The following is a 21,746-nucleotide window of genomic DNA, read 5'->3' on the forward strand; positions in this document are numbered from 1 at the left end:
TTTAAACACCTTATTTTACAGGTCATTACCTGTGAACGCGTGCGCGCACACCTCTTGATTCAGACTCATCCGTCACCGGGCGGACTGAATTCAATTCTGAAAAAAGCAATTAACTGATTTTTTATCAGCGGCCAGACTTTGCTTTTTTCCCGGCAAATTATCGATTTTTTCATTGCGAAGAATCGAAGGCCCCCTATTGCCTGAAATAAAGAGATAAAGATGAAAAGTTTAAAAATCGCGGCCAGCCGCACCTGTCCTGACTGCTTTACCACCTCTCGTGACCTGGTGGATGCCAGCGCCTCTGACTATATTGATGTCGCCGCCGTTGTTCTGGCGGTCAGCGATATTATGAATGGCGCAATAGAAGAAATAGAAGCGACGGGATTTGGTCTTCCGATCTTTATTGCCACCCATAAAGAGGAAATTGTTCCGGCTGAATACCTGTCGCGCATTCACGGCGTGTTTGAATGCTCTGACACCTGCAACGAATACTACGGGCGTCAGCTGGAAGCCGCCGCGCAGAAGTACGAAACGCAGCTGCGCCCGCCGTTCTTCCGCGCGCTGGTGGACTACGTTAAGCAAGGCAACAGCGCCTTTGACTGCCCGGGGCATCAGGGCGGGCAGTTCTTCCGCCGCCACCCGGCGGGGAATCAGTTTGTCGACTTCTTTGGCGAAACGCTTTTCCGCTCGGATCTGTGCAACGCCGACGTCGCGATGGGCGATCTGCTGATCCACGAAGGCGCGCCGTGCATTGCGCAGCAGCACGCGGCAAAAGTCTTTAATGCCGACAAAACCTACTTCGTGCTGAACGGCACCTCATCGTCCAACAAAGTGGTGCTTAACGCCCTGCTGACGCCGGGCGATCTGGTGCTGTTCGACCGCAACAACCATAAGTCCAACCATCACGGTGCCCTCCTTCAGGCCGGCGCGACGCCGGTCTATCTGGAAACCGCGCGCAACCCGTACGGCTTTATCGGCGGGATTGACGCGCACTGCTTCGAGGAGCGTTACCTGCGCGAGCAAGTGTCGGAAGTGGCGCCGGGTCGTGCCCGCGACGCGCGCCCGTTCCGTCTGGCGGTGATCCAGCTCGGCACCTACGACGGCACCATCTATAACGCCCGTCAGGTGGTGGATAAGATTGGCCATCTGTGCGACTACATCCTGTTCGACTCGGCCTGGGTCGGCTACGAGCAGTTCATTCCGATGATGGCGGACTGCTCGCCGCTGCTGCTGGAGCTGAACGAGAACGATCCGGGGATCCTGGTCACCCAGTCGGTGCATAAACAGCAGGCGGGCTTCTCCCAGACCTCGCAAATTCATAAAAAAGATAGCCATATCAAGGGCCAGCAGCGCTACGTTCCGCACAAGCGCCTCAACAACGCCTTTATGATGCACGCCTCCACCAGCCCGTTCTACCCGCTGTTTGCCGCGCTGGATATCAACGCGCGCATGCACGAGGGCCAGAGCGGGCGCAACATGTGGATGGACTGCGTGGTGAACGGTATCGAAGCGCGCAAGCTGATCCTGGAGAACTGCCGGTATCTGCGCCCCTTCGTGCCAGAAACTGTCGACGGTCGTCCGTGGGAGAGCTGGGATACGGCGAACATCGCCACCGACCTGCGCTTCTTCCATTTCGTGCCGGGGGAAAACTGGCACGCCTTCGAGGGCTACGCCGAGCACCAGTACTTTATCGACCCGTGCAAGCTGCTGCTGACCACGCCGGGCATCAACGCCCGCACCGGCGAGTATGACGATTTCGGCGTACCGGCCACCATCCTCGCCAACTTCCTGCGCGAGAACGGCATCGTGCCGGAGAAATGCGATCTCAACTCGATCCTGTTCCTGCTCACGCCGGCGGAGGATATGGGCAAATTGCAGCAGCTCGTCGCCCAGTTGGTGCGTTTCGAAAAGCTGCTGGAGAACGATGCGCCGCTAAACGAGGTGCTGCCTTCTCTTTATAAGCAGCATCCGGAACGCTACGCCGGCTACACCCTGCGCCAGATCTGCCGGGAGATGCATGAACTCTACGCCCGCAACAACGTGAAGCAGCTGCAAAAAGAGATGTTCCGCAGGTCGCACTTCCCGCCGGTGAAGATGTCGCCGCAGGAGGCCAACTACGCCTATCTGCGCGGCGACGTGGAGCTGGTCTCCCTGCGCGACGCCGAAGGGCGCATTGCCGCCGAAGGGGCGCTCCCCTACCCGCCGGGCGTGCTGTGCGTGGTGCCGGGTGAAGTCTGGGGCGGCTCGGTGCTGCGCTACTTTGCCGCGCTGGAGGAAGGGATCAACCTGCTGCCGGGCTTTGCGCCAGAGCTTCAGGGCGTATACGTCGAGGAGTGTGACGGTCGCAAACAGGTGCGCTGCTACGTCATTAAACAACCCGCCGCGCAGCCATCGCTGCTGAAAGGAGAGACATTATGAGCAAGTCCAACAAAATGGGCGTGGTGCAGCTGACCATTCTGACGATGGTGAACATGATGGGCTCGGGCATCATCATGCTGCCCACCAAGCTTGCGGAAGTGGGCACCATCTCGATTATCTCCTGGCTGGTGACGGCGGTGGGATCGATGGCGCTGGCGTGGGCCTTTGCCAAGTGCGGAATGTTCAGCCGCAAGTCGGGCGGCATGGGCGGCTATGCGGAGTATGCCTTCGGGAAGTCGGGCAACTTTATGGCCAACTATACCTACGGCGTGTCGCTGCTGATCGCCAACGTGGCGATTGCCATTTCGGCGGTGGGCTACGGGACGGAACTGTTCGGCGCCACCCTCAGCCCGGTGCAAATCGGCCTGGCGACCATCGGCGTGCTGTGGATCTGTACCGTTGCCAACTTCGGCGGCGCGCGGATCACCGGGCAGCTCAGCAGCATTACCGTCTGGGGCGTGATTATCCCGGTCGTGGGACTGTGCGTTATCGGCTGGTTCTGGTTTAGCCCTGCGCTCTACGCCAACTCCTGGAACCCGCACCACGTGCCGTTCTTCACCGCCGTGGGATCGTCCATTGCCATGACGCTGTGGGCTTTCCTCGGGCTGGAGTCGGCCTGCGCCAACGCTGAAGTGGTGGAAAACCCCGAGAAGAACGTGCCGATTGCGGTACTGGGCGGCACGCTGGGCGCCGCGGTGATTTACATCGTGTCCACCAACGTCATCGCCGGGATTGTGCCGAACATGGATCTCGCTAACTCAACCGCGCCGTTCGGGCTGGCCTTCGCGCAGATGTTCACGCCGGGCGTCGGGAAAGTGATTATGGGTCTGATGGTCATGTCCTGCTGCGGCTCGCTGCTCGGCTGGCAGTTCACCATTGCCCAGGTGTTCAAATCTTCCGCAGACGAAGGCTACTTCCCGAAAATCTTCTCCCGGGTGACCAAAGCCGACGCGCCGGTTCAGGGGATGTTAGCCATTGTGATCTTCCAGAGCGGCCTGTCGCTGATGACCATCAGCCCGTCGCTGAACAGCCAGTTCAACGTGCTGGTCAACCTGGCGGTGGTGACGAACATCATTCCGTACATTCTGTCGATGGCGGCGCTGGTCATCATTCAGAAAGTGGCGAAGGTCGATCCGCGCAAAGCTAGGGCGGCGAACATCGTGGCGCTGATTGGGGCGATTTACAGCTTCTACGCGCTCTACTCGTCCGGGCAGGAGGCGATGCTGTACGGCGCGATGGTGACCTTTATGGGCTGGACGCTGTACGGTCTGGTGTCGCCGAGGTTTGAATTGAAGAACAAACACAGTTAGGTAAAAGCAAAACGGCAACCCTGAGGTTGCCGTTTTTAGTGTTTTCTCCCTCTCCCCGTGGGAGAGGGCCGGGGTGAGGGCATCAGGCCGCACCAGAACACGACTTACGCGTTTTTCAGCACTTCGCTGACAATCTCTACCGCTTCTTTCTCAATCTGCTGGCGATGCTCAGCGCCGAGGAAGCTTTCGCAATAGATTTTGTACGCATCTTCCGTACCGGATGGACGCGCGGCGAACCAGCCGTTTTCGGTCATCACTTTCAGACCGCCGATGGAGGCGCCGTTGCCCGGTGCCGCCGTCAGGCGCGCGGTGATAGGATCGCCCGCCAGCGTGCTGGCGCTTACCATTTCTGGGGAGAGCTTAGACAACGCCGCTTTCTGCGCGGAGGTTGCCGCCGCCTGAATACGGTTGTAGCTTGGCGCGCCAAAGCGTGCGGCCAGCTCGTTGTAGTGTTCCTGCGGGTTTTTACCGGTGACAGCGGTAATTTCCGCCGCCAGCAGGCACATAATGATGCCGTCTTTATCGGTTGACCACGGCGTGCCGTCGAAGCGCAGGAAGGACGCGCCCGCGCTCTCTTCCCCGCCGAAGCCGAAGCTACCGTCGTGCAGGCCGTCAACAAACCACTTGAAGCCCACCGGCACTTCCACCAGCTTGCGGCCCAGCGCGTCAACCACGCGGTCGATCATCGCAGAAGAGACCAGCGTTTTGCCCACGGCAACGTCTTTGCCCCACTGCGGACGATGCTGGAACAGATAGTTGATAGCCACCGCCAGATAGTGGTTCGGATTCATCAGACCCGCAGGGGTCACGATGCCGTGGCGGTCGTAATCCGGATCGTTTGCGAAGGCCAGGTCAAACTTATCGCGCAGCGCCAGCAGGCCCGCCATCGCGCACTCGGAGGAGCAGTCCATGCGGATCGCGCCGTCTTTGTCGAGGTGCATAAAGCGGAAGGTCTGATCGACGTGATCGTTCACGATGGTCAGATCCAGCTTATAGTGCTCGCCGATGCGCTTCCAGTATTCGATGCCGGAACCGCCGAGCGGATCGACGCCCAGCTTCAGGCCCGCTTTCTGGATGGCGGCCATATCAACGATATCCGCCAGCCCTTCAATAAACGGCTGCACCAGATCCTGCTCTTTCACGTGGCCGGAAGCCATTGCCGCGTCCAGAGAGATACGCTTCACGCCTTTCAGGCCGTCGGCCAGCAGAGCGTTAGCGCGATCTTCTACCACTTTTGTGACGTTGGTATCCGCCGGGCCACCGTTAGGCGGGTTGTACTTAATGCCGCCGTCGTCAGGCGGGTTGTGGGACGGGGTAATCACGATACCGTCCGCCTGGGCGCCGCCCTTTTTGTTATGGACCAGGATTGCGTTAGATACCGCAGGCGTTGGGGTAAAGCCGTTGTTTTCCTGCACAATCACGTCGACGCCGTTAGCGGCCAGCACTTCCAGCACGGAAATAAAGGCAGGCTCAGACAGCGCGTGGGTATCTTTCCCCACGTAGCATGGACCCGTAACGCCATTTTTCGCGCGTTCTTCCGCGATGGCCTGGGCAATGGCCAGAATGTGCGGTTCGTTAAAGCTATGGCGCGCCGCGCTGCCGCGGTGACCAGATGTACCAAACTTCACTGCGTGTTCTGCGTTACCCGCTTCCGGCTTCAGCACGTAGTACTGAGACGTCAGCTGGGCGACGTTAATCAAATCGCTCTGTTGCGCAGGTTGTCCTGCACGGCTGTGATTTGCCATTGCCTGGTCCTTCTTATGCAAGGGTTAAATTGTACCGCAAACCTTTTCAATCAATTCCGCCGGGAACTGCATGGACTGCATGATGTGTTCGATCATGCTGCACTTGCGGCCCGTGTTGGTATTGGTGATGACCCAGTACGGCGTACCGGCAACGTATTTGGGTTTGGTTTGATTGCCATTTTGCAGCAGCGTTTGCTCGTCGCCCGCGAAGTACACGCGGGTACGACCATGCAGCGACTCGGTCGCTTCAGCAAACGCGTTGTTATCCAGTGAGTAGAGTGTAGACAGCACCAGCATAAAGCGGTTAACCGCCTTTTTCTGCTCGGCGTACTCGTCAGACAGCAGCAGCTCGCGCACCGCGCGCACTTTGTCTTTCGCCTGCGTCACGGCAGGTTTTGCGGCAGCGGTAACGCTTGTCTGAGACACGACTTCTTTCGCGACAGGAGTGACAGGCTGTGAGGCGGCGGAAATTTTAAGCATGCGCCGTAAAATGTCTGACGCGCTCTCCCCGATATGCCGCGTTTGGCTGGCGATATACTGATAGAGTTCGTCATCAACTTCGATTGTTTTCATCTTAATCCAGTGCGATATCTTATCTGAATACAAGTCGTTGGGATTATAGGAGCAAATCCCAACAGCGGATAGCGTCAAGCCCGGCTGGAGGCAAAAGTCAGATTAAACTGGATCCTTGCAGCCGGGCGGCAGAATGGTCAACATGATACCCTAACCTGACATACGTAAAAAAAGAACTTTGCCATGAAATTGAATACCCGAGCGCAATCTGCACAATCGCCGAACAATAATTCTCCCATCGTACTGGTTCACGGCCTTTTTGGCAGCCTGGATAACCTGGGCGTACTGGCGCGCGATCTGGTCAGCGATCGTGACATCTTGCAGGTAGACATGCGTAACCACGGCCTGTCCGGGCGCTCGCCGGAGATGACCTACTCAGCAATGGCGCAGGATCTTCTGGATACGCTGGACGCTCATGGCCTTGAAAAGGTGACGCTGATTGGGCACTCAATGGGCGGCAAGGCGGTGATGGCATTAACCGCGCTTGCACCAGAGCGTATTGCGGGACTGGTGGTGATTGACGTTGCGCCGGTGGATTATGACGTTCGCCGTCACGACGAGATTTTTGCCGCGATCAATGCCGTCACCGACGCCGGGGTCGCCACCCGCCAGCAGGCCGCGGCGATCATGCGCGAGCATCTGGACGAAGAAGGCGTGGTGCAGTTTCTGCTGAAATCCTTTGTCGACGGCGAGTGGCGCTTCAACGTGCCGGTGCTTTGGGATCAATATTCACACATCGTGGGCTGGGAGCCGATTCCGGCCTGGCCGCACCCTACCCTCTTCGTGCGCGGCGGCAACTCCCCCTACGTGACCGAAGCCTGTCGCGATGAGTTAATGCGCCAGTTCCCCGAGGCGCGCGCGCACGTTATTGCCGGTGCCGGGCACTGGGTTCACGCCGAAAAACCCGACGCCGTGCTTCGCGCTATCCACCGCTATCTCTCTGATACTGCGAATTGATTAAAAAGGCAGCGACCGGAAGGCTGCGGGCTTCCAGTCGTTGGCGTGCCGTTTTCGGTGATGTATGATGGCGCGCTTATCGCCCGGGCATTAGCAGGGCGGCTTGTTTTCCCCCGAAGTCTCTAAATCATGGCCAAAGAACAAACGGACCGCACGACAATAGATCTGTTCGCGAATGAGCGTCGCCCGGGACGTCCTAAGACAAATCCGCTTTCGCGCGATGAACAGCTGCGTATCAATAAACGCAACCAGCTTAAACGCGATAAAAATCGTGGGCTTAAGCGTGTCGAACTGAAACTCAACGCCGATGCCGTTGATGCGCTAAACGAGCTTGCCAGCGCCCGTGATATCAGCCGTAGCGAGCTGATTGAAGAGATGTTGATCGCGCAACTCGAACAATTGCGCGGCAAGGCATAAGTCTGAAAATCCCCTTTCTCGTTCTTTTCATGTAGCAGAGAGTGCAGTCCTGCGTGATAGCTGTTTCCGCAGGGTTGTCTGTTCTGCTATTATTGCCCTTATCCGTGGACAAATTGCGCCACCATACCATTAAGTTTCAAGAGGTTATTTTACTCATGGCAATTATCGGCATTTTCTTCGGCAGTGATACCGGCAATACCGAAAACATCGCAAAAAACATTCAAAAACAGCTCGGTAAAGACGTTGCCGATGTGCATGACATTGCCAAGAGCAGCAAAGAAGATCTCGAAGGCTATGACATCCTGCTGCTGGGCATCCCAACCTGGTACTACGGCGAAGCGCAGTGCGACTGGGACGATTTCTTCCCGACGCTGGAAGAAGTGGACTTCAACGGCAAGCTGGTTGCGCTGTTCGGCTGCGGCGATCAGGAAGACTACGCGGAATACTTCTGTGACGCGCTGGGCACCATTCGCGACATCATTGAACCGCGCGGCGCCGCTATCGTCGGCCACTGGCCAACGGCGGGTTACCACTTTGAAGCCTCTAAAGGCCTGGCAGATGACGACCACTTCGTTGGCCTGGCTATCGATGAAGACCGTCAGCCAGAACTGACCGCAGAGCGCGTTGAAAAATGGGTTAAGCAGGTTCGTGAAGAGCTGAACCTCGACGATATCCTTAACGCCTGATATCCCGCGGCGCAACTCCGGTTGCGCCCGCATCCTGGGAAAACCGATTAAATTAATTGCTACAAACTTTTAACTTTTTCGCCCAGACCTGTACAATATCCCCCTGACGTAAAGTGGGCTTCCCCGGACAAGTTTGTCGGTGATACCACGTTTTTATAAGCATACTTTGCTTGAGACTTGCAGTTTTCATTTAGCCATGGCAGTTCTATAATGATACGCATTATCCCAAGTGCATTCTCTGTCACTTCTTCCTTAGAAGTGAATCGTTTAGCAACAGGACAGATTCCGCATGACTGACAACAATACCGCATTAAAGAAGGCTGGCCTGAAAGTTACGCTTCCTCGGTTAAAAATCCTTGAAGTGCTTCAGGGGCCAGACAATCACCACGTCAGTGCGGAAGACCTTTACAAGCGTCTTATCGACATGGGTGAAGAAATTGGGCTGGCAACCGTGTATCGCGTGCTGAACCAGTTTGATGACGCGGGCATTGTTACCCGTCATAACTTCGAAGGCGGTAAATCTGTATTCGAACTGACCCAGCAGCACCATCACGATCACCTGATCTGCCTCGACTGCGGCAAGGTCATTGAATTCAGCGATGACTCTATTGAATCACGCCAGCGTGAAATCGCCGCCCGTCATGGCATCCGCCTGACCAACCACAGCCTGTACCTGTACGGCCACTGTGCAGAAGGCGATTGCCGCGAGAACGATCGCGCGCACGACGCGAAGTAATGACGCTTTCATACTCTGAGCCAGCCGAAAGGTTGGCTTTTTTTTTGCCCATTTTCAGACGAAAAAAAGCCCGGAGGCGCAGCGCCACCGGGCGATATAACAGCGGTTTAGTTGCTGTTGTTACTGCGAATTTCCTTCCAGATCTGGTCGCAACGCTTCGCCACTTCCTGATCGTTACCGGTTTTACGCGCCTGGATACAGGCCTGATAATCCATCACGCGGACGTTTTCCTGCGTGGCAAACTGCTCATGCGCCTTCTCTTTCTTCAGCACGTTCAGCACGCTCTGGCAGGCCTGGATTTTTTCCGGTGAACCTTCCGCGGTATTGATGCAGGCGCTGTAGGCCTCTTTCAGCCGGGAATCTTCTTTAGGTGCCTGGCTCTGAGAACACGCCACCAGCCCCGACGCCAGCAGCGCGACAATTACGATTTTTTTGATCATGTGCAGTCTCCGGTCCGGCGGGCACTAACCCGCCGGACGATTCATCAGAAGATGGTGAACGGTGCGATAACCATGAATTTCACGTCACGTTCATCCTGGAAGATGTTGCCGTAACCGCCCCCATAGCTCGGGATATCGGAGTGGTTGTCATACTGGGTGAAGTGCAGTTTGAACATCGTGCCCTTGGCTCTTCCATCCTGCAGTACATACGCAGCATCCAGACTATAGGCAGATTCCTTCAGGCGCTGGCTCTGATCGTAGATTGGTGCACTACTTGGTTTAGCATCCCAACCGTAAGCATAGGAGGCCCCCACTGACCAACCTGCAAGATTCCAGTTTTTGAGATCGTACATCGCCCCGAAGAAGACTGCTTTTTCACCATTGGCGTTAAAGTCAGAGCGGTTATCCCACCAGATATCAAGGCGACCGTTAGAAGATGCATAGGTTGGCGTCATGCGCTGTAAGAAGAAGCCCTGATTACCATCAGCTTTGACCCACGTGCCTTCAAGACGTAGATCCACCTGGCCAATCTTGTAGCCAAAGGTTAAAGCTTGCAGCCAGGCCGTGCCGTCATATAAATCCCTGGCAAGTGCCACTTCATCGTTGGTACGCAGGTTATTTTGTGCGTCTGCTTTATCCCGTGCACCATAGAATTGATAGCTGGTCGAAAGTGGGCTTCCGGCGATATCGAACTTATAAGATGCTTTGGCAAAATACTGGTCCATGTATCCTTGTGCCTGACCAAATGCCGCTTCCAGCACCAGATTATTTTTGAAATCGTACTTAGCACCAAGAGAATGAAGATAATCTACCCGCGTTTTACGGTCGCCCTGATAGAACTTGTCCATCTCGATATGCCACGGCGCTTTGTACTCGTTGGTCCACATATAGGAGAAGCTCAACGCGCCCGCATCGCCGTAGTCAAAGTTAGCCCCGGCTTCTGCGCCCTGGTAAGTACCCGGCATAAAGCTCCAGTGCGGTGCTAACAGCGTCTGGCCGGTTGGCTGAATATAGCCCGCGCGCGCCCACACCGGGCCGTATTTGAATTTTGCAGCCGCTTTATACAGGCTGATTCCGCTCTTATCCCCTGACCAGTCTTCTTTATAGGCTTTGTTGCTGGAGGAGAAGGCGATTTCGTTCGGGTGACCGCTGTCGCCGTTTTCAGCCATTTCGATTGCGGTGAATGCCGCAATATCCAGGCCGAACATATCGGCGGCATAGCCCGACTGGAAGTCCAGGTTGGCGTTCCAGGTAGAGTGAGCAAGGTTGGTTTTGTATTTGTCTTCGGTGACGTCTTTGCGGTCACGCTCACGCTGCCAGTAATAAATACCGCCCGTGAGGGTAGAGTCATCAACGAAACCTGCTGCCTGTGCCTGTGGAACAACAACCAGGCCCGACATTGCTGTTACACCGGCGATAGCCAGCGCCAGCGCACTACGTTTGCCACTGAACGTACGCATAGATTATTCCTCTTTGACGAATTAAAACGCCTAAAACGGCGAAAAATATAAAAGACCCAATGGTCAGGGGTAGTCAGAAATACCCTCGAATTAACTACCGTCTTTAGGTTATTTTTCGCGACGCGAATTATCAATGCTTTTTAATAGGAAAAAGCCAGGATTATGACGAAGTGCACATATTTAGTAGTGCTTTGTAACATTTAACGGCGAGCGAGGAATGACGGGGGAAAACGATAAAAATCAGAGGGTAATAATCAGCATTTGCATTTATTTTCGCCCTTTGAGTATTTACGCAAAGGCATCAACTTTTTTTGAGAAAAATAAGTAGCAGCTCATTGACCTGATATTTCGATATTGCCTGTTTCGCCAGGCCAATAACGGCATGATCGTTAAATAAAAAAAACGCCGCATGTGCGGCGTTTGTTTCTCATTGACCAGGCTGGCGTTATTATTCGCCTGCTTTCGCCCAGGTATCGCGCAGACCGACGGTACGGTTAAATACCGGTTTTTCTGCGGTGCTGTGACGGCTGTCGAGGCAGAAGTAACCTTCACGCTCAAACTGATACGCTTTGCTGACTTCAGCGTCTTTCAGCGATGGCTCAGCGAAGCCCTGCTTAATCACCAGCGATTCCGGGTTAATGGTTGCCAGGAAGTCATCAGCAGCGCCTGGGTTTGGCACGCTGAACAGACGATCGTACAGACGAATTTCAACCGGCAGCGCGTGTGCCGCGCTCACCCAGTGAATAACGCCCTTCACCTTACGACCATCCGCCGGATCCTTGCTCAGCGTCTCGGCATCATAGGAGCAGAAGATAGTGGTGATGTTGCCTTCCGCGTCTTTCTCCACGCGTTCAGCTTTGATCACGTAGGCGTTGCGCAGACGCACTTCTTTACCCAGCACCAGACGCTTGTACTGCTTGTTCGCTTCTTCGCGGAAGTCAGCGCGATCGATCCAGATCTCTGCGCTGAACGGCACGTCGCGGCTGCCCATTTCCGGCTTGCTCGGATGGTTAGGCATAGACACCAGTTCGCTCTCGCCCTGCGGGTAGTTTTCGATAACCAGCTTAACCGGATCGATAACCGCCATCGCGCGCGGTGCGTTCTCGTTCAGATCTTCACGGATGCAGGATTCCAGAGAGGCAATCTCAATGGTGTTGTCCTGCTTGGTGACGCCGATACGCTTGCAGAACTCGCGAATCGAGGCAGAGGTGTAGCCGCGGCGGCGCAGACCCGAGATGGTCGGCATACGCGGGTCGTCCCAGCCTTCAACGTGCTTGTCGGTGACCAGCAGGTTCAGCTTACGTTTGGACATCACGGTGTATTCCAGATTCAGACGAGAGAACTCGTACTGACGCGGATGCACAGGGATGGTGATGTTATCCAGCACCCAGTCGTACAGACGACGGTTGTCCTGGAACTCCAGCGTACACAGGGAGTGCGTAATGCCCTCCAGCGCATCGCTGATGCAGTGGGTGAAGTCGTACATCGGGTAGATGCACCACTTGTTGCCGGTCTGGTGGTGTTCCGCAAATTTAATGCGGTACAGCACCGGATCGCGCATCACGATGAACGGAGAAGCCATGTCGATTTTGGCACGCAGACAGGCCTTGCCCTCTTCGAAGCCGCCCGCGCGCATTTTTTCGAACAGCGCGAGGTTCTCTTCAACGCTGCGATCGCGGTACGGGCTGTTTTTGCCCGGCGCGGTCAGCGTGCCGCGGTATTCGCGGATTTCGTCAGCAGACAGTTCGTCGACGTACGCCAGACCTTTGTTGATGAGCTCTACCGCGTAGGCAAACAGCTGATCAAAATAGTCAGAGGAGTAGCAGATATCGCCAGACCAGTTGAAGCCCAGCCATTGCACGTCGTTCTTGATGGACTCAACGTATTCGATGTCTTCTTTTACTGGGTTGGTGTCATCGAAGCGCAGGTTGCACTGGCCTTGATAGTCTTTCGCGATACCAAAGTTCAGGCAGATGGATTTCGCGTGACCAATGTGCAGGTAGCCGTTCGGCTCCGGCGGGAAACGGGTATGGACTGTGGTGTGCTTACCACTGGCCAGATCTTCATCGATGATCTGACGAATAAAGTTACTCGGGCGGGCTTCAGCCTCACTCATCGTAGGTTCCTCAAAGCGTAAACAACGTATAACGGCATATGATCTTATAAGCCGGACGCAGTGACAACCCTTTAAAACGTCCAGGATGTAAATAATGGGGGCAATTGCTGCAAAAAAAAGCGGCGGAGGTTTTCCCCCGCCGCTTAAGGCATGACTCTACTCAGGAGCGATTACTTGCCTTTAATCTCATACAGTGGCGTCTGTCCTGCAACAACCTGATCTTTTGCCTGAAGCACCAGGCCCGCGAAGTCGTCAATGTTGCTGCAAACTACAGGGCTGATCATAGAGCGCGCATTCGCGTTCAGGAAGTCCAGATCCATACTCAGGATCGGCTGGCCTGCCACCACTTCAGCACCCTCTTCCACCAGACGGGTAAAGCCCTGGCCGTTCAGCGCAACGGTATCGATACCCATGTGGACAACGATCTCCGCGCCTTTCTCGGTTTCGAGGCAGAACGCATGGTTGGTGTTGAAAATCTTGACGATAGTCCCGGCCGCCGGAGACACAACGGTTTTATCCGTCGGTTTCACCGCCAGACCGTCGCCTACCGCTTTGCTGGCGAAGGCTTCATCAGGCACCTGCTCAAGGGCAACCACTTCACCGGTCACTGGAGAAACCAGCGCAGCGATGGTCGTTGCGTTTGGAACCGCCTGCGGTTTTGCTGCGGCTGGCACCGCTGCCGGAGCTGGTGCCGCTTCTGCTGCCGCGACCGGACCGGTGGTTTTCATCGCGTTAGCGATTTTCTCAGCCACGAAGCCGACGATAATCTGCACGCTGGTTTTGTTCAGGCGGATAACGCCGGAAGCCCCCAGGCGTTTCGCCAGCGCTTCGTTCACCAGAGAAGAGTCTTTCACGTTCAGACGCAGACGGGTGATGCAGGCATCGATACCGGTCAGGTTGTCAGAACCGCCTACGGCAGCGATGTACTGACGCGCCAGACCTGCAACGTCCTGATCCTTATCCGCGCTCACGTTCACGTCCTGACCATCCGCTTCGCTACCGGCAACAGCCAGCTCGCGGCCCGGGGTCATCAGGTTGAACTTAGTGATAGTGAAACGGAACACCACGTAGTAGATAACGAAGAACACCAGACCCTGAGGGATCAGCATCCACCAGTGGGTCGCCAGCGGGTTACGGGAAGAAAGCACCATATCCACCAGACCCGCACTGAAGCCGAAGCCGGCAATCCACTGCATGCTGGCGGCGATGAACACGGAGATACCGGTCAGCACGGCATGGATCACATACAGCACAGGCGCCACGAACATGAAGGAGAATTCCAGCGGCTCGGTGATACCGGTGAAGAAGGCCGCAAACGCACCCGCCATCATGATACCCAGCACTTTCGCTTTGTTCTCAGGACGCGCGCAGTGGTAGATAGCCAGCGCCGCACCCGGCAGGCCGAACATCATGATTGGGAAGAAGCCCGCCTGATAACGACCGGTGATACCCACAACCGCTTTACCTGCTTCGATGGACTGTGCGCCACCCAGGAAGTTAGGAATATCGTTGATACCGGCAACGTCGAACCAGAATACGGAGTTCAGCGCGTGGTGCAGACCAACCGGGATCAGCAGACGGTTGAAGAACGCGTACACGCCTGCACCGACGGAGCCCAGCTTCTGAATGTGTTCACCGAAGTTCACCAGACCGTCGAAGATAACCGGCCAGATGTACATCATGATGAACGCAACGACGATCATCACGAATGAGGTCAGGATTGGCACCAGACGACGGCCGCTGAAGAACGACAGCGCTTTTGGCAGCTCGACGCTGCTGAAGCGGTTGTACAGTTCAGCCGAGATAATACCGACGAGGATACCCACGAACTGGTTGCTGATCTTACCGAACGCAGCAGGCACCTGGTCCGCCGGGATCTTCTGGATCATAGAAACCGCAGCCGGAGAACAGAGCGTGGTCAACACGAGGAAGCCCACAAAACCGGTCAGCGCCGCAGCACCGTCTTTATCTTTGGACATACCGTAAGCCACACCGATGGCGAACAGCACGGACATGTTGTCGATGATGGCAGAACCCGATTTGATGAAGAACGCCGCGAGCGCGTTGTCTCCACCCCAGCCAACCGGGTCAATCCAGTAGCCGACACCCATCAGGATGGCTGCGGCCGGCAGCGTGGCCACTGGCACCATCAGTGCGCGGCCTACTTTTTGTAAATAACCTAGAATACTCACTTTCTTCCCCCTATGAGACCCCGTTAAGGCACGTTCTCAGCTGTGTTTTTATTGTGTCTCTTACCTATAGATACGGTAGATGATTCACTGGCATGGTGAGTGTGTGAAAAATTAATTCGTATCGCAAATTAAACGCGTACTTTTTGTGATTTTTGTCACCAAATATCGTTATTAACCCTCCCTTTCACTGGCTAACAGCGAAAACTTATTTTATCATTCAAAAAATCAAGACGGAGTGATCCCGTTGCACTTGTTCCAGGTTACGCTTAGTTCAGGTTCGATAAACATTCCGCCCACTTTTTTACTTTAACTCTAGAGGTGAACAATGAGACTGATTCCCCTGGCAACTGCTGAACAAGTCGGTAAATGGGCCGCTCGCCATATCGTTAACCGCATCAATGCGTTCAAACCCACTGCCGATCGTCCTTTCGTTCTTGGCCTTCCAACTGGCGGTACCCCGCTGACTGCATACAAAGCGCTGGTTGAAATGCATAAAGCGGGCCAGGTTAGCTTCAAACATGTTGTCACCTTCAACATGGACGAATATGTTGGCCTGCCTAAGGAACACCCGGAAAGTTATCATAGCTTCATGCACCGCAACTTCTTTGATCACGTTGATATCCCGGCGGAAAACATTAACCTGCTGAATGGTAACGCGCCAGATATCGATGCAGAATGCCGTCAGTATGAAGAAAAAATCCGCTCTTACGGTAAAATCCACCTGTTCATGGGTGGCGTGGGCAACGATGGCCATATCGCGTTTAACGAACCGGCCTCTTCTCTGGCGTCACGTACCCGTATTAAAACGCTGACCCATGACACCCGCGTGGCAAACTCTCGCTTCTTTGACGGCGACGTGAACCAGGTTCCAAAATACGCCCTGACCGTTGGCGTGGGCACCCTGCTGGATGCCGAAGAAGTGATGATTCTGGTGCTGGGCGGCGTGAAAGCGCAGGCGCTGCAGGCTGCGGTTGAAGGCAACGTTAACCACATGTGGACCATCAGCTGTCTGCAGCTGCACCCTAAAGCAGTTGTGGTGTGTGACGAACCGTCCACCATGGAGCTGAAGGTGAAAACGCTGAAATACTTCAACGAGTTAGAAGCAGAAAATATCAAAGGTCTGTAATTGAATAACCGCCTCTTACCACAGAGGCGGTCGCATTTTTAAACCGGGGGTCGTTATGTACGCTTTAACCCACGGTCGGATTTATACCGGCCATGAAATTCTGGATGACCACGCGATTGTGATCGCGAATGGCCTGATTGAACGTATCTGTCCGCTGGCGGATCTGCCGTCGGAGATTGAACAGCGCTCACTCAATGGAGCAATTATCTCCCCCGGTTTTATCGACGTTCAGCTTAACGGCTGCGGCGGCGTGCAGTTCAACGACACTGCAGACGCCGTGACCGTTGAAACGCTGGAAATCATGCAAAAAGCCAACGAGAAATCGGGCTGCACCAGCTATCTGCCAACCCTTATAACCAGCAGCGACGACCTGATGAAACAGGGTATCCGCGTGATGCGTGAATACCTGGCAAAACACCCTAACCAGGCGCTGGGTCTGCACCTTGAAGGGCCGTGGCTGAACATCGTTAAGAAAGGCACGCACAACCCGAACTACGTGCGTAAACCGGATGCCGAGCTGGTCGATTACATGTGCGCCAACGCCGACGTGATCACCAAAGTTACGCTGGCGCCGGAAATGACCGGCCCTGAGGTCATCAGCAAGCTGGCGGCTGCCGGGATTGTCGTGTCCGCCGGTCACTCTAACGCCACGCTGAAAGAAGCGAAAATCGGCTTCCGCGCGGGCATTACTTTCGCGACCCACCTTTATAATGCAATGCCGTACATCACCGGGCGCGAGCCGGGTCTGGTCGGCGCGATTCTGGACGAGCCGGACATCTACTGCGGTATTATAGCGGACGGTTTACACGTCGATTTCACCAACATCCGCAACGCCAAGCGCCTGAAGGGTGACAAGCTGTGTCTGGTAACAGATGCCACAGCGCCAGCAGGGGCAAATATTGACCAGTTCATTTTTGCTGGTAAAACAATATACTACCGGAATGGACTGTGCGTGGATGAAAACGGCACGCTGAGCGGCTCCGCCCTGACGATGATCGAAGGGGTGCGTAATCTGGTCGAACATTGCGGTATTGCCCTTGATGAAGTGCTGCGTATGGCAACCCTTTATCCGGCTCGCGCAATGGGCGTCGATAAGCAGCTTGGCGGGATTGCACCGGGTATGGTGGCAAACCTGACGGCGTTCACGCGCGATTTTAAAATCATTAAGACCATCGTTAATGGTAACGAGGTCGTCACTGAGTAAGTAAAAGTATGACACCAGGCGGACAAGCTCAAATCGGTAATGTCGATCTCGTTAAACAACTTAACAGCGCGGCAGTTTATCGCCTGATTGACCAGCACGGGCCAATCTCACGCATTCAGATAGCCGAACAAAGCCAGCTTGCTCCCGCCAGTGTGACAAAAATTACACGTCAGCTTATTGAGCGCGGCCTGATTAAAGAAGTCGATCAGCAGGCCTCCACCGGGGGGCGCCGCGCTATCTCCATCGTCACCGAAACCCGCAATTTCCAGGCGATTGGCGTCCGTCTTGGCCGTCATGACACCACGCTCACGCTGTACGATCTGAGCAGCAAAGCCATTGCCGAAGAGCACTACCCGCTTCCGGAGCGCACGCAGGAAACGCTGGAGCATGCGCTGCTGAACACCATCGCGCACTTTATCGAAAGCTGTCAGCGCAAGATCCGCGAACTCATTGCTATCTCGGTTATTCTGCCCGGCCTTGTCGATCCGGAAAGCGGCGTGATCCGCTATATGCCGCATATCCAGGTCGAGAACTGGGGGCTGGTAGACGCGCTGGAAAAACGCTTCAACGTGACCTGCTTTGTCGGCCACGACATTCGCTCTCTCGCGCTGGCGGAGCACTACTTTGGTGCGAGTCAGGACTGCGAAGACTCTATTCTGGTGCGCGTTCACCGCGGTACGGGGGCGGGCATCATCTCCAATGGCCGCATTTTTATCGGCCGCAACGGCAACGTTGGCGAGATTGGCCACATTCAGGTAGAGCCGCTCGGCGAGCGCTGCCACTGCGGTAACTTCGGCTGCCTTGAAACCATCGCCGCCAACGCCGCCATCGAAAACCGCGTCCGCCACCTGCTTGAGCAAGGCTATCAAAGCCGCATCACGCTCGACGACTGCAAGATTGGCCCAATCTGCAAAGCCGCCAACAAAGGCGACGCGCTGGCCTGCGAGGTAATAGAACAGGTCGGTCGCCATCTGGGGAAAACCATCGCCATCGCGATTAACCTGTTCAACCCGCAAAAAGTGGTGATTGCCGGTGAGATCGTTGAAGCGGAGAAGATACTGCTGCCCGCCATTGAAGGCTGCATCAACACTCAGGCGCTGAAAGCGTTTCGCCAGAATTTACCGGTGGTGCGCTCCACGCTCGATCACCGCTCCGCAATCGGGGCATTTGCCCTGGTAAAACGCGCGATGCTTAACGGGATCCTGCTCCAGCATTTGCTGGAATCCTGATCGGGTCTTATAGTAACGCCTTCTTTTTTTGATGTCGGATTGTCCATGACCATTAAGAACGTAATTTGTGATATTGACGGCGTGCTGATGCACGACAACGTTGCCGTGCCAGGCGCTGCTGAGTTTCTTCACCGCGTGATGGACAAAGGAATGCCGCTGGTTCTGCTCACGAACTACCCTTCCCAAACCGGTCAGGATCTGGCGAACCGCTTTGCAACGGCTGGCGTCGACGTGCCGGACAGCGTGTTTTACACCTCCGCCATGGCAACCGCCGATTTTCTGAAGCGCCAGGAAGGGAAAAAAGCCTACGTCGTGGGTGAAGGGGCGCTGATCCACGAGCTGTATAAAGCAGGCTTTACCATCACCGACGTCAACCCGGACTTCGTGATCGTGGGCGAAACGCGCTCCTATAACTGGGAGATGATGCATAAGGCGTCCTACTTCGTCGCCAACGGCGCGCGTTTTATCGCGACCAACCCGGACACGCACGGCCGCGGCTTTTATCCGGCCTGCGGCGCGCTGTGCGCCGGTATCGAAAAGATCTCCGGCCGCAAGCCGTTCTACGTGGGTAAACCCAGCCCGTGGATCATTCGCGCCGCGCTGAACAAAATGCAGGCGCACTCCGAGCAAACCGTGATTGTCGGTGACAACCTGCGCACCGATATCCTGGCCGGCTTCCAGGCGGGTCTTGAAACTATCCTGGTGCTCTCGGGAGTCTCTCAGCTGGACGACATTGACGCGATGCCATTCCGCCCGAGCTGGATTTACCCCTCCGTCGCCGAAATCGACGTCATCTGATCCCCCAAAACCACGCCGCTGAGCGTGGTTTTTCATTTTCAGGCCGGTAAAACGCGCTCGCATTCAATGAAAACCGGCTTTCATTGAAGAATCGTCAATAAATCTGCTCAAGACGTACTCTTTTTTCACTATTCGACAATCGCCATTGCACTATTTCGTATTTACCCCGTAAATACCTTGCGCGCCCTCCCCCTTTGCGGCATTTTCATAAGCAAGCAACATCACACTGCAACAGGGTTAATGGAGAAGGTTATGTGTTCAATTTTTGGCGTACTGGATATTAAAACTGACGCGGGCGAACTGCGTAAAAAGGCACTCGAATTGTCCCGCCTGATGCGCCATCGCGGTCCGGACTGGTCAGGCGTTTACGCCAGCGATAAAGCGATTCTGGCGCACGAGCGTCTGTCTATTGTTGACGTCAACGCCGGTGCGCAGCCGCTGTATAACGAGAAAAAAACGCACGCGCTGGCCGTTAACGGTGAAATCTACAACCATCAGGCGCTGCGCGCGGAGTACGGCGATCGCTACGCTTTCCAGACCGGCTCCGACTGCGAAGTGATCCTCGCGCTGTATCAGGAAAAAGGCCCGGAGTTCCTGGACGATCTGCAGGGCATGTTTGCCTTCGCGCTGTACGACAGTGAAAAAGACGCGTACCTGATTGGCCGCGACCATATCGGTATTATCCCTCTCTATATGGGTCACGATGAGCACGGCAACTTCTACGTTGCGTCTGAAATGAAAGCCCTGGTGCCGGTTTGCCGCACCATTAAAGAGTTCCCGGCGGGCAGCTACCTGTGGAGCAAAGACGGTGAAATCCGTCAGTACTACCAGCGCGACTGGTTCGATTATGACGCGGTAAAAGACAACGTGACCGACAAAGCCGAGCTGCGTCAGGCGCTGGAAGATTCCGTTAAAAGCCACCTGATGTCTGACGTGCCTTACGGCGTACTGCTCTCTGGCGGCCTGGATTCCTCCGTTATCTCTGCGATCACCAAGAAATTCGCCGCACGCCGCGTGGAAGATCAGGAGCGCTCCGAGGCCTGGTGGCCGCAGCTGCACTCCTTTGCCGTGGGTCTGGAAGGTGCGCCTGATCTGAAAGCCGCGCAGGAAGTGGCAAACCATCTCGGCACCGTGCACCACGAAATTCATTTCACCGTGCAGGAAGGTCTGGATGCGATCCGTGACGTTATCTATCACATTGAAACCTATGACGTAACGACGATCCGCGCCTCCACGCCAATGTATCTGATGTCCCGTAAGATCAAGGCGATGGGCATTAAGATGGTGCTGTCCGGCGAAGGTTCTGACGAAGTGTTTGGTGGTTACCTGTACTTCCATAAGGCGCCAGACGCGAAAGAGCTGCACGAAGAGACCGTGCGCAAGCTGCAGGCGCTGCACATGTTCGACTGCGCCCGCGCCAACAAAGCGATGTCCGCCTGGGGCGTTGAAGCCCGCGTGCCGTTCCTGGATAAAAAATTCCTCGACGTGGCGATGCGTATCAACCCGCAGGACAAGATGTGCGGCAACGGCAAAATGGAAAAACATATCCTGCGTGAATGTTTTGAATCCTACCTGCCGGCAAGCGTGGCGTGGCGTCAGAAAGAGCAGTTCTCCGATGGCGTGGGTTACAGCTGGATCGACACCCTGAAAGAGGTGGCGGCGAAGCAGGTTTCTGACCAACAGCTGGAAACCGCCAGCTTCCGCTTCCCGTACAACACGCCGGGTTCGAAAGAAGCGTATCTGTATCGCGAGATCTTCGAAGAGCTGTTCCCGGTTCCAAGCGCCGCTGAGTGCGTGCCGGGTGGCCCGTCAGTCGCCTGTTCTTCTGCCAAAGCGATTGAATGGGATGAATCTTTCAAAGCGATGAACGATCCATCAGGCCGTGCCGTAGGCGTTCACCAGTCCGCGTATAAATGATCGACAAGATCGCACACAGGCCCTCCGGGGCCTGTTTTTTTTGCCTCGCGTTTCGCTGGACAAAATCGATTAATAACCAATAATTGCCGAATATTCGGTCACGCTGTTCGCAACCTAACCAAACAGTCACATTCGCGCTATTTTCGTTGAAAAAGGTGTTGACGCTGCAAGGGTCTATACGCATAATGCGCCCCGCAACGCCGATAAGGTAACGCGAAAAAAAGATGGCTACGTAGCTCAGTTGGTTAGAGCACATCACTCATAATGATGGGGTCACAGGTTCGAATCCCGTCGTAGCCACCATCTTTTTTGCGGGAGTGGCGAAATTGGTAGACGCACCAGATTTAGGTTCTGGCGCCGCAAGGTGTGCGAGTTCAAGTCTCGCCTCCCGCACCATTCCCAGGTAAGCGTTGCACGGATGG

At 55.3% G+C, this 21,746-nt stretch carries 18 protein-coding genes and 2 tRNA genes; 14 read left to right on the forward strand and 6 right to left on the reverse strand.

Annotated features, from left to right (window positions below):
- Positions 1-219 precede the first annotated feature (219 nt).
- Positions 220-2,418, forward strand: a complete 2,199-nt coding sequence (gene speF, locus AB6V08_RS04785; protein ID WP_368541603.1) for an ornithine decarboxylase SpeF — start codon at positions 220-222, stop codon at positions 2,416-2,418.
- Entirely contained in the window at positions 2,415-3,728 is a 1,314-nt protein-coding gene (gene potE, locus AB6V08_RS04790; protein WP_368541604.1) for a putrescine-ornithine antiporter, read from the forward strand. Before speF ends, potE begins: the two co-directional genes overlap by 4 nt.
- Positions 3,729-3,832: 104 nt before the next feature.
- Here the strand turns inward: potE and pgm are convergent, their stop codons facing one another.
- Positions 3,833-5,473: a phosphoglucomutase (alpha-D-glucose-1,6-bisphosphate-dependent) gene (pgm, locus tag AB6V08_RS04795; protein ID WP_368541605.1), complete on the reverse strand. Its 1,641-nt coding sequence runs from the start codon at positions 5,471-5,473 to the stop codon at positions 3,833-3,835.
- 24 nt (positions 5,474-5,497) lie between these two features.
- Entirely contained in the window at positions 5,498-6,046 is a 549-nt protein-coding gene (seqA, locus tag AB6V08_RS04800) for a replication initiation negative regulator SeqA (RefSeq protein WP_368541606.1), read from the reverse strand.
- 183 nt (positions 6,047-6,229) lie between these two features.
- Here seqA and ybfF point away from each other — a divergent pair, with 183 nt between their 5' ends.
- From ybfF to fur, 5 genes are all read left to right on the forward strand, one after another.
- Positions 6,230-7,003, forward strand: a complete 774-nt coding sequence (gene ybfF, locus AB6V08_RS04805; RefSeq protein ID WP_368541607.1) for an esterase — start codon at positions 6,230-6,232, stop codon at positions 7,001-7,003.
- Between the two features lie 129 nt (positions 7,004-7,132).
- Positions 7,133-7,420, forward strand: a complete 288-nt coding sequence (gene ybfE / locus AB6V08_RS04810; protein WP_368541608.1) for a LexA regulated protein — start codon at positions 7,133-7,135, stop codon at positions 7,418-7,420.
- Positions 7,421-7,575: 155 nt separating this feature from the next.
- Complete coding sequence (fldA, locus tag AB6V08_RS04815) at positions 7,576-8,106, forward strand: flavodoxin FldA (RefSeq protein ID WP_003858653.1); 531 nt, start codon at positions 7,576-7,578, stop codon at positions 8,104-8,106.
- 210 nt (positions 8,107-8,316) lie between these two features.
- Positions 8,317-8,403: a ryhB-regulated fur leader peptide gene (locus tag AB6V08_RS04820; RefSeq protein WP_182063536.1), complete on the forward strand. Its 87-nt coding sequence runs from the start codon at positions 8,317-8,319 to the stop codon at positions 8,401-8,403.
- Positions 8,396-8,842, forward strand: a complete 447-nt coding sequence (fur, locus tag AB6V08_RS04825; protein WP_112011494.1) for a ferric iron uptake transcriptional regulator — start codon at positions 8,396-8,398, stop codon at positions 8,840-8,842. The genes AB6V08_RS04820 and fur overlap by 8 nt, the downstream gene beginning before the upstream one ends.
- Positions 8,843-8,949: 107 nt before the next feature.
- Here the strand turns inward: fur and chiQ are convergent, their stop codons facing one another.
- The 4 genes from chiQ to nagE all read right to left on the reverse strand — a co-directional run bounded on the left by chiQ (position 8,950) and on the right by nagE (position 15,050).
- Positions 8,950-9,279, reverse strand: a complete 330-nt coding sequence (chiQ, locus tag AB6V08_RS04830) for a ChiQ/YbfN family lipoprotein (protein WP_047347385.1) — start codon at positions 9,277-9,279, stop codon at positions 8,950-8,952.
- Between the two features lie 47 nt (positions 9,280-9,326).
- Positions 9,327-10,742, reverse strand: a complete 1,416-nt coding sequence (gene chiP, locus AB6V08_RS04835) for a chitoporin ChiP (protein ID WP_368541610.1) — start codon at positions 10,740-10,742, stop codon at positions 9,327-9,329.
- A 448-nt stretch (positions 10,743-11,190) separates the two neighbouring features.
- The gene (glnS, locus tag AB6V08_RS04840; RefSeq protein ID WP_368541611.1) at positions 11,191-12,858 is read right to left on the reverse strand and encodes a glutamine--tRNA ligase; all 1,668 of its coding nucleotides are present in this window, start codon (positions 12,856-12,858) and stop codon (positions 11,191-11,193) included.
- Between the two features lie 170 nt (positions 12,859-13,028).
- Entirely contained in the window at positions 13,029-15,050 is a 2,022-nt protein-coding gene (gene nagE / locus AB6V08_RS04845; protein WP_368541612.1) for an N-acetylglucosamine-specific PTS transporter subunit IIBC, read from the reverse strand.
- Positions 15,051-15,375: 325 nt separating this feature from the next.
- Between nagE and nagB the strand changes: the two genes are divergently transcribed.
- From nagB to AB6V08_RS04880, 7 genes are all read left to right on the forward strand, one after another.
- The gene (nagB, locus tag AB6V08_RS04850) at positions 15,376-16,176 is read left to right on the forward strand and encodes a glucosamine-6-phosphate deaminase (protein WP_010428635.1); all 801 of its coding nucleotides are present in this window, start codon (positions 15,376-15,378) and stop codon (positions 16,174-16,176) included.
- Between the two features lie 55 nt (positions 16,177-16,231).
- Positions 16,232-17,380: an N-acetylglucosamine-6-phosphate deacetylase gene (gene nagA, locus AB6V08_RS04855; RefSeq protein WP_368541613.1), complete on the forward strand. Its 1,149-nt coding sequence runs from the start codon at positions 16,232-16,234 to the stop codon at positions 17,378-17,380.
- 8 nt (positions 17,381-17,388) lie between these two features.
- Positions 17,389-18,609 (forward strand): DNA-binding transcriptional regulator NagC, encoded by a 1,221-nt coding sequence (gene nagC / locus AB6V08_RS04860; RefSeq protein ID WP_368541614.1) that lies wholly within the window; start codon positions 17,389-17,391, stop codon positions 18,607-18,609.
- Between the two features lie 45 nt (positions 18,610-18,654).
- Positions 18,655-19,407: a ribonucleotide monophosphatase NagD gene (gene nagD, locus AB6V08_RS04865; protein WP_368541615.1), complete on the forward strand. Its 753-nt coding sequence runs from the start codon at positions 18,655-18,657 to the stop codon at positions 19,405-19,407.
- A gap of 252 nt (positions 19,408-19,659) precedes the next feature.
- On the forward strand, positions 19,660-21,324 hold the full coding sequence (gene asnB, locus AB6V08_RS04870) for an asparagine synthase B (protein WP_368541616.1): 1,665 nt from the start codon (positions 19,660-19,662) through the stop codon (positions 21,322-21,324).
- Positions 21,325-21,550: 226 nt separating this feature from the next.
- A tRNA-Met gene (locus tag AB6V08_RS04875) sits at positions 21,551-21,627 on the forward strand.
- Positions 21,628-21,635: 8 nt separating this feature from the next.
- Positions 21,636-21,720, forward strand: a tRNA-Leu gene (locus AB6V08_RS04880).
- Positions 21,721-21,746 lie beyond the last annotated feature (26 nt).

The organism is Enterobacter soli (assembly GCF_964208575.1).
GTDB classification, from domain to species: Bacteria; Pseudomonadota; Gammaproteobacteria; order Enterobacterales; family Enterobacteriaceae; genus Enterobacter; species Enterobacter soli_A.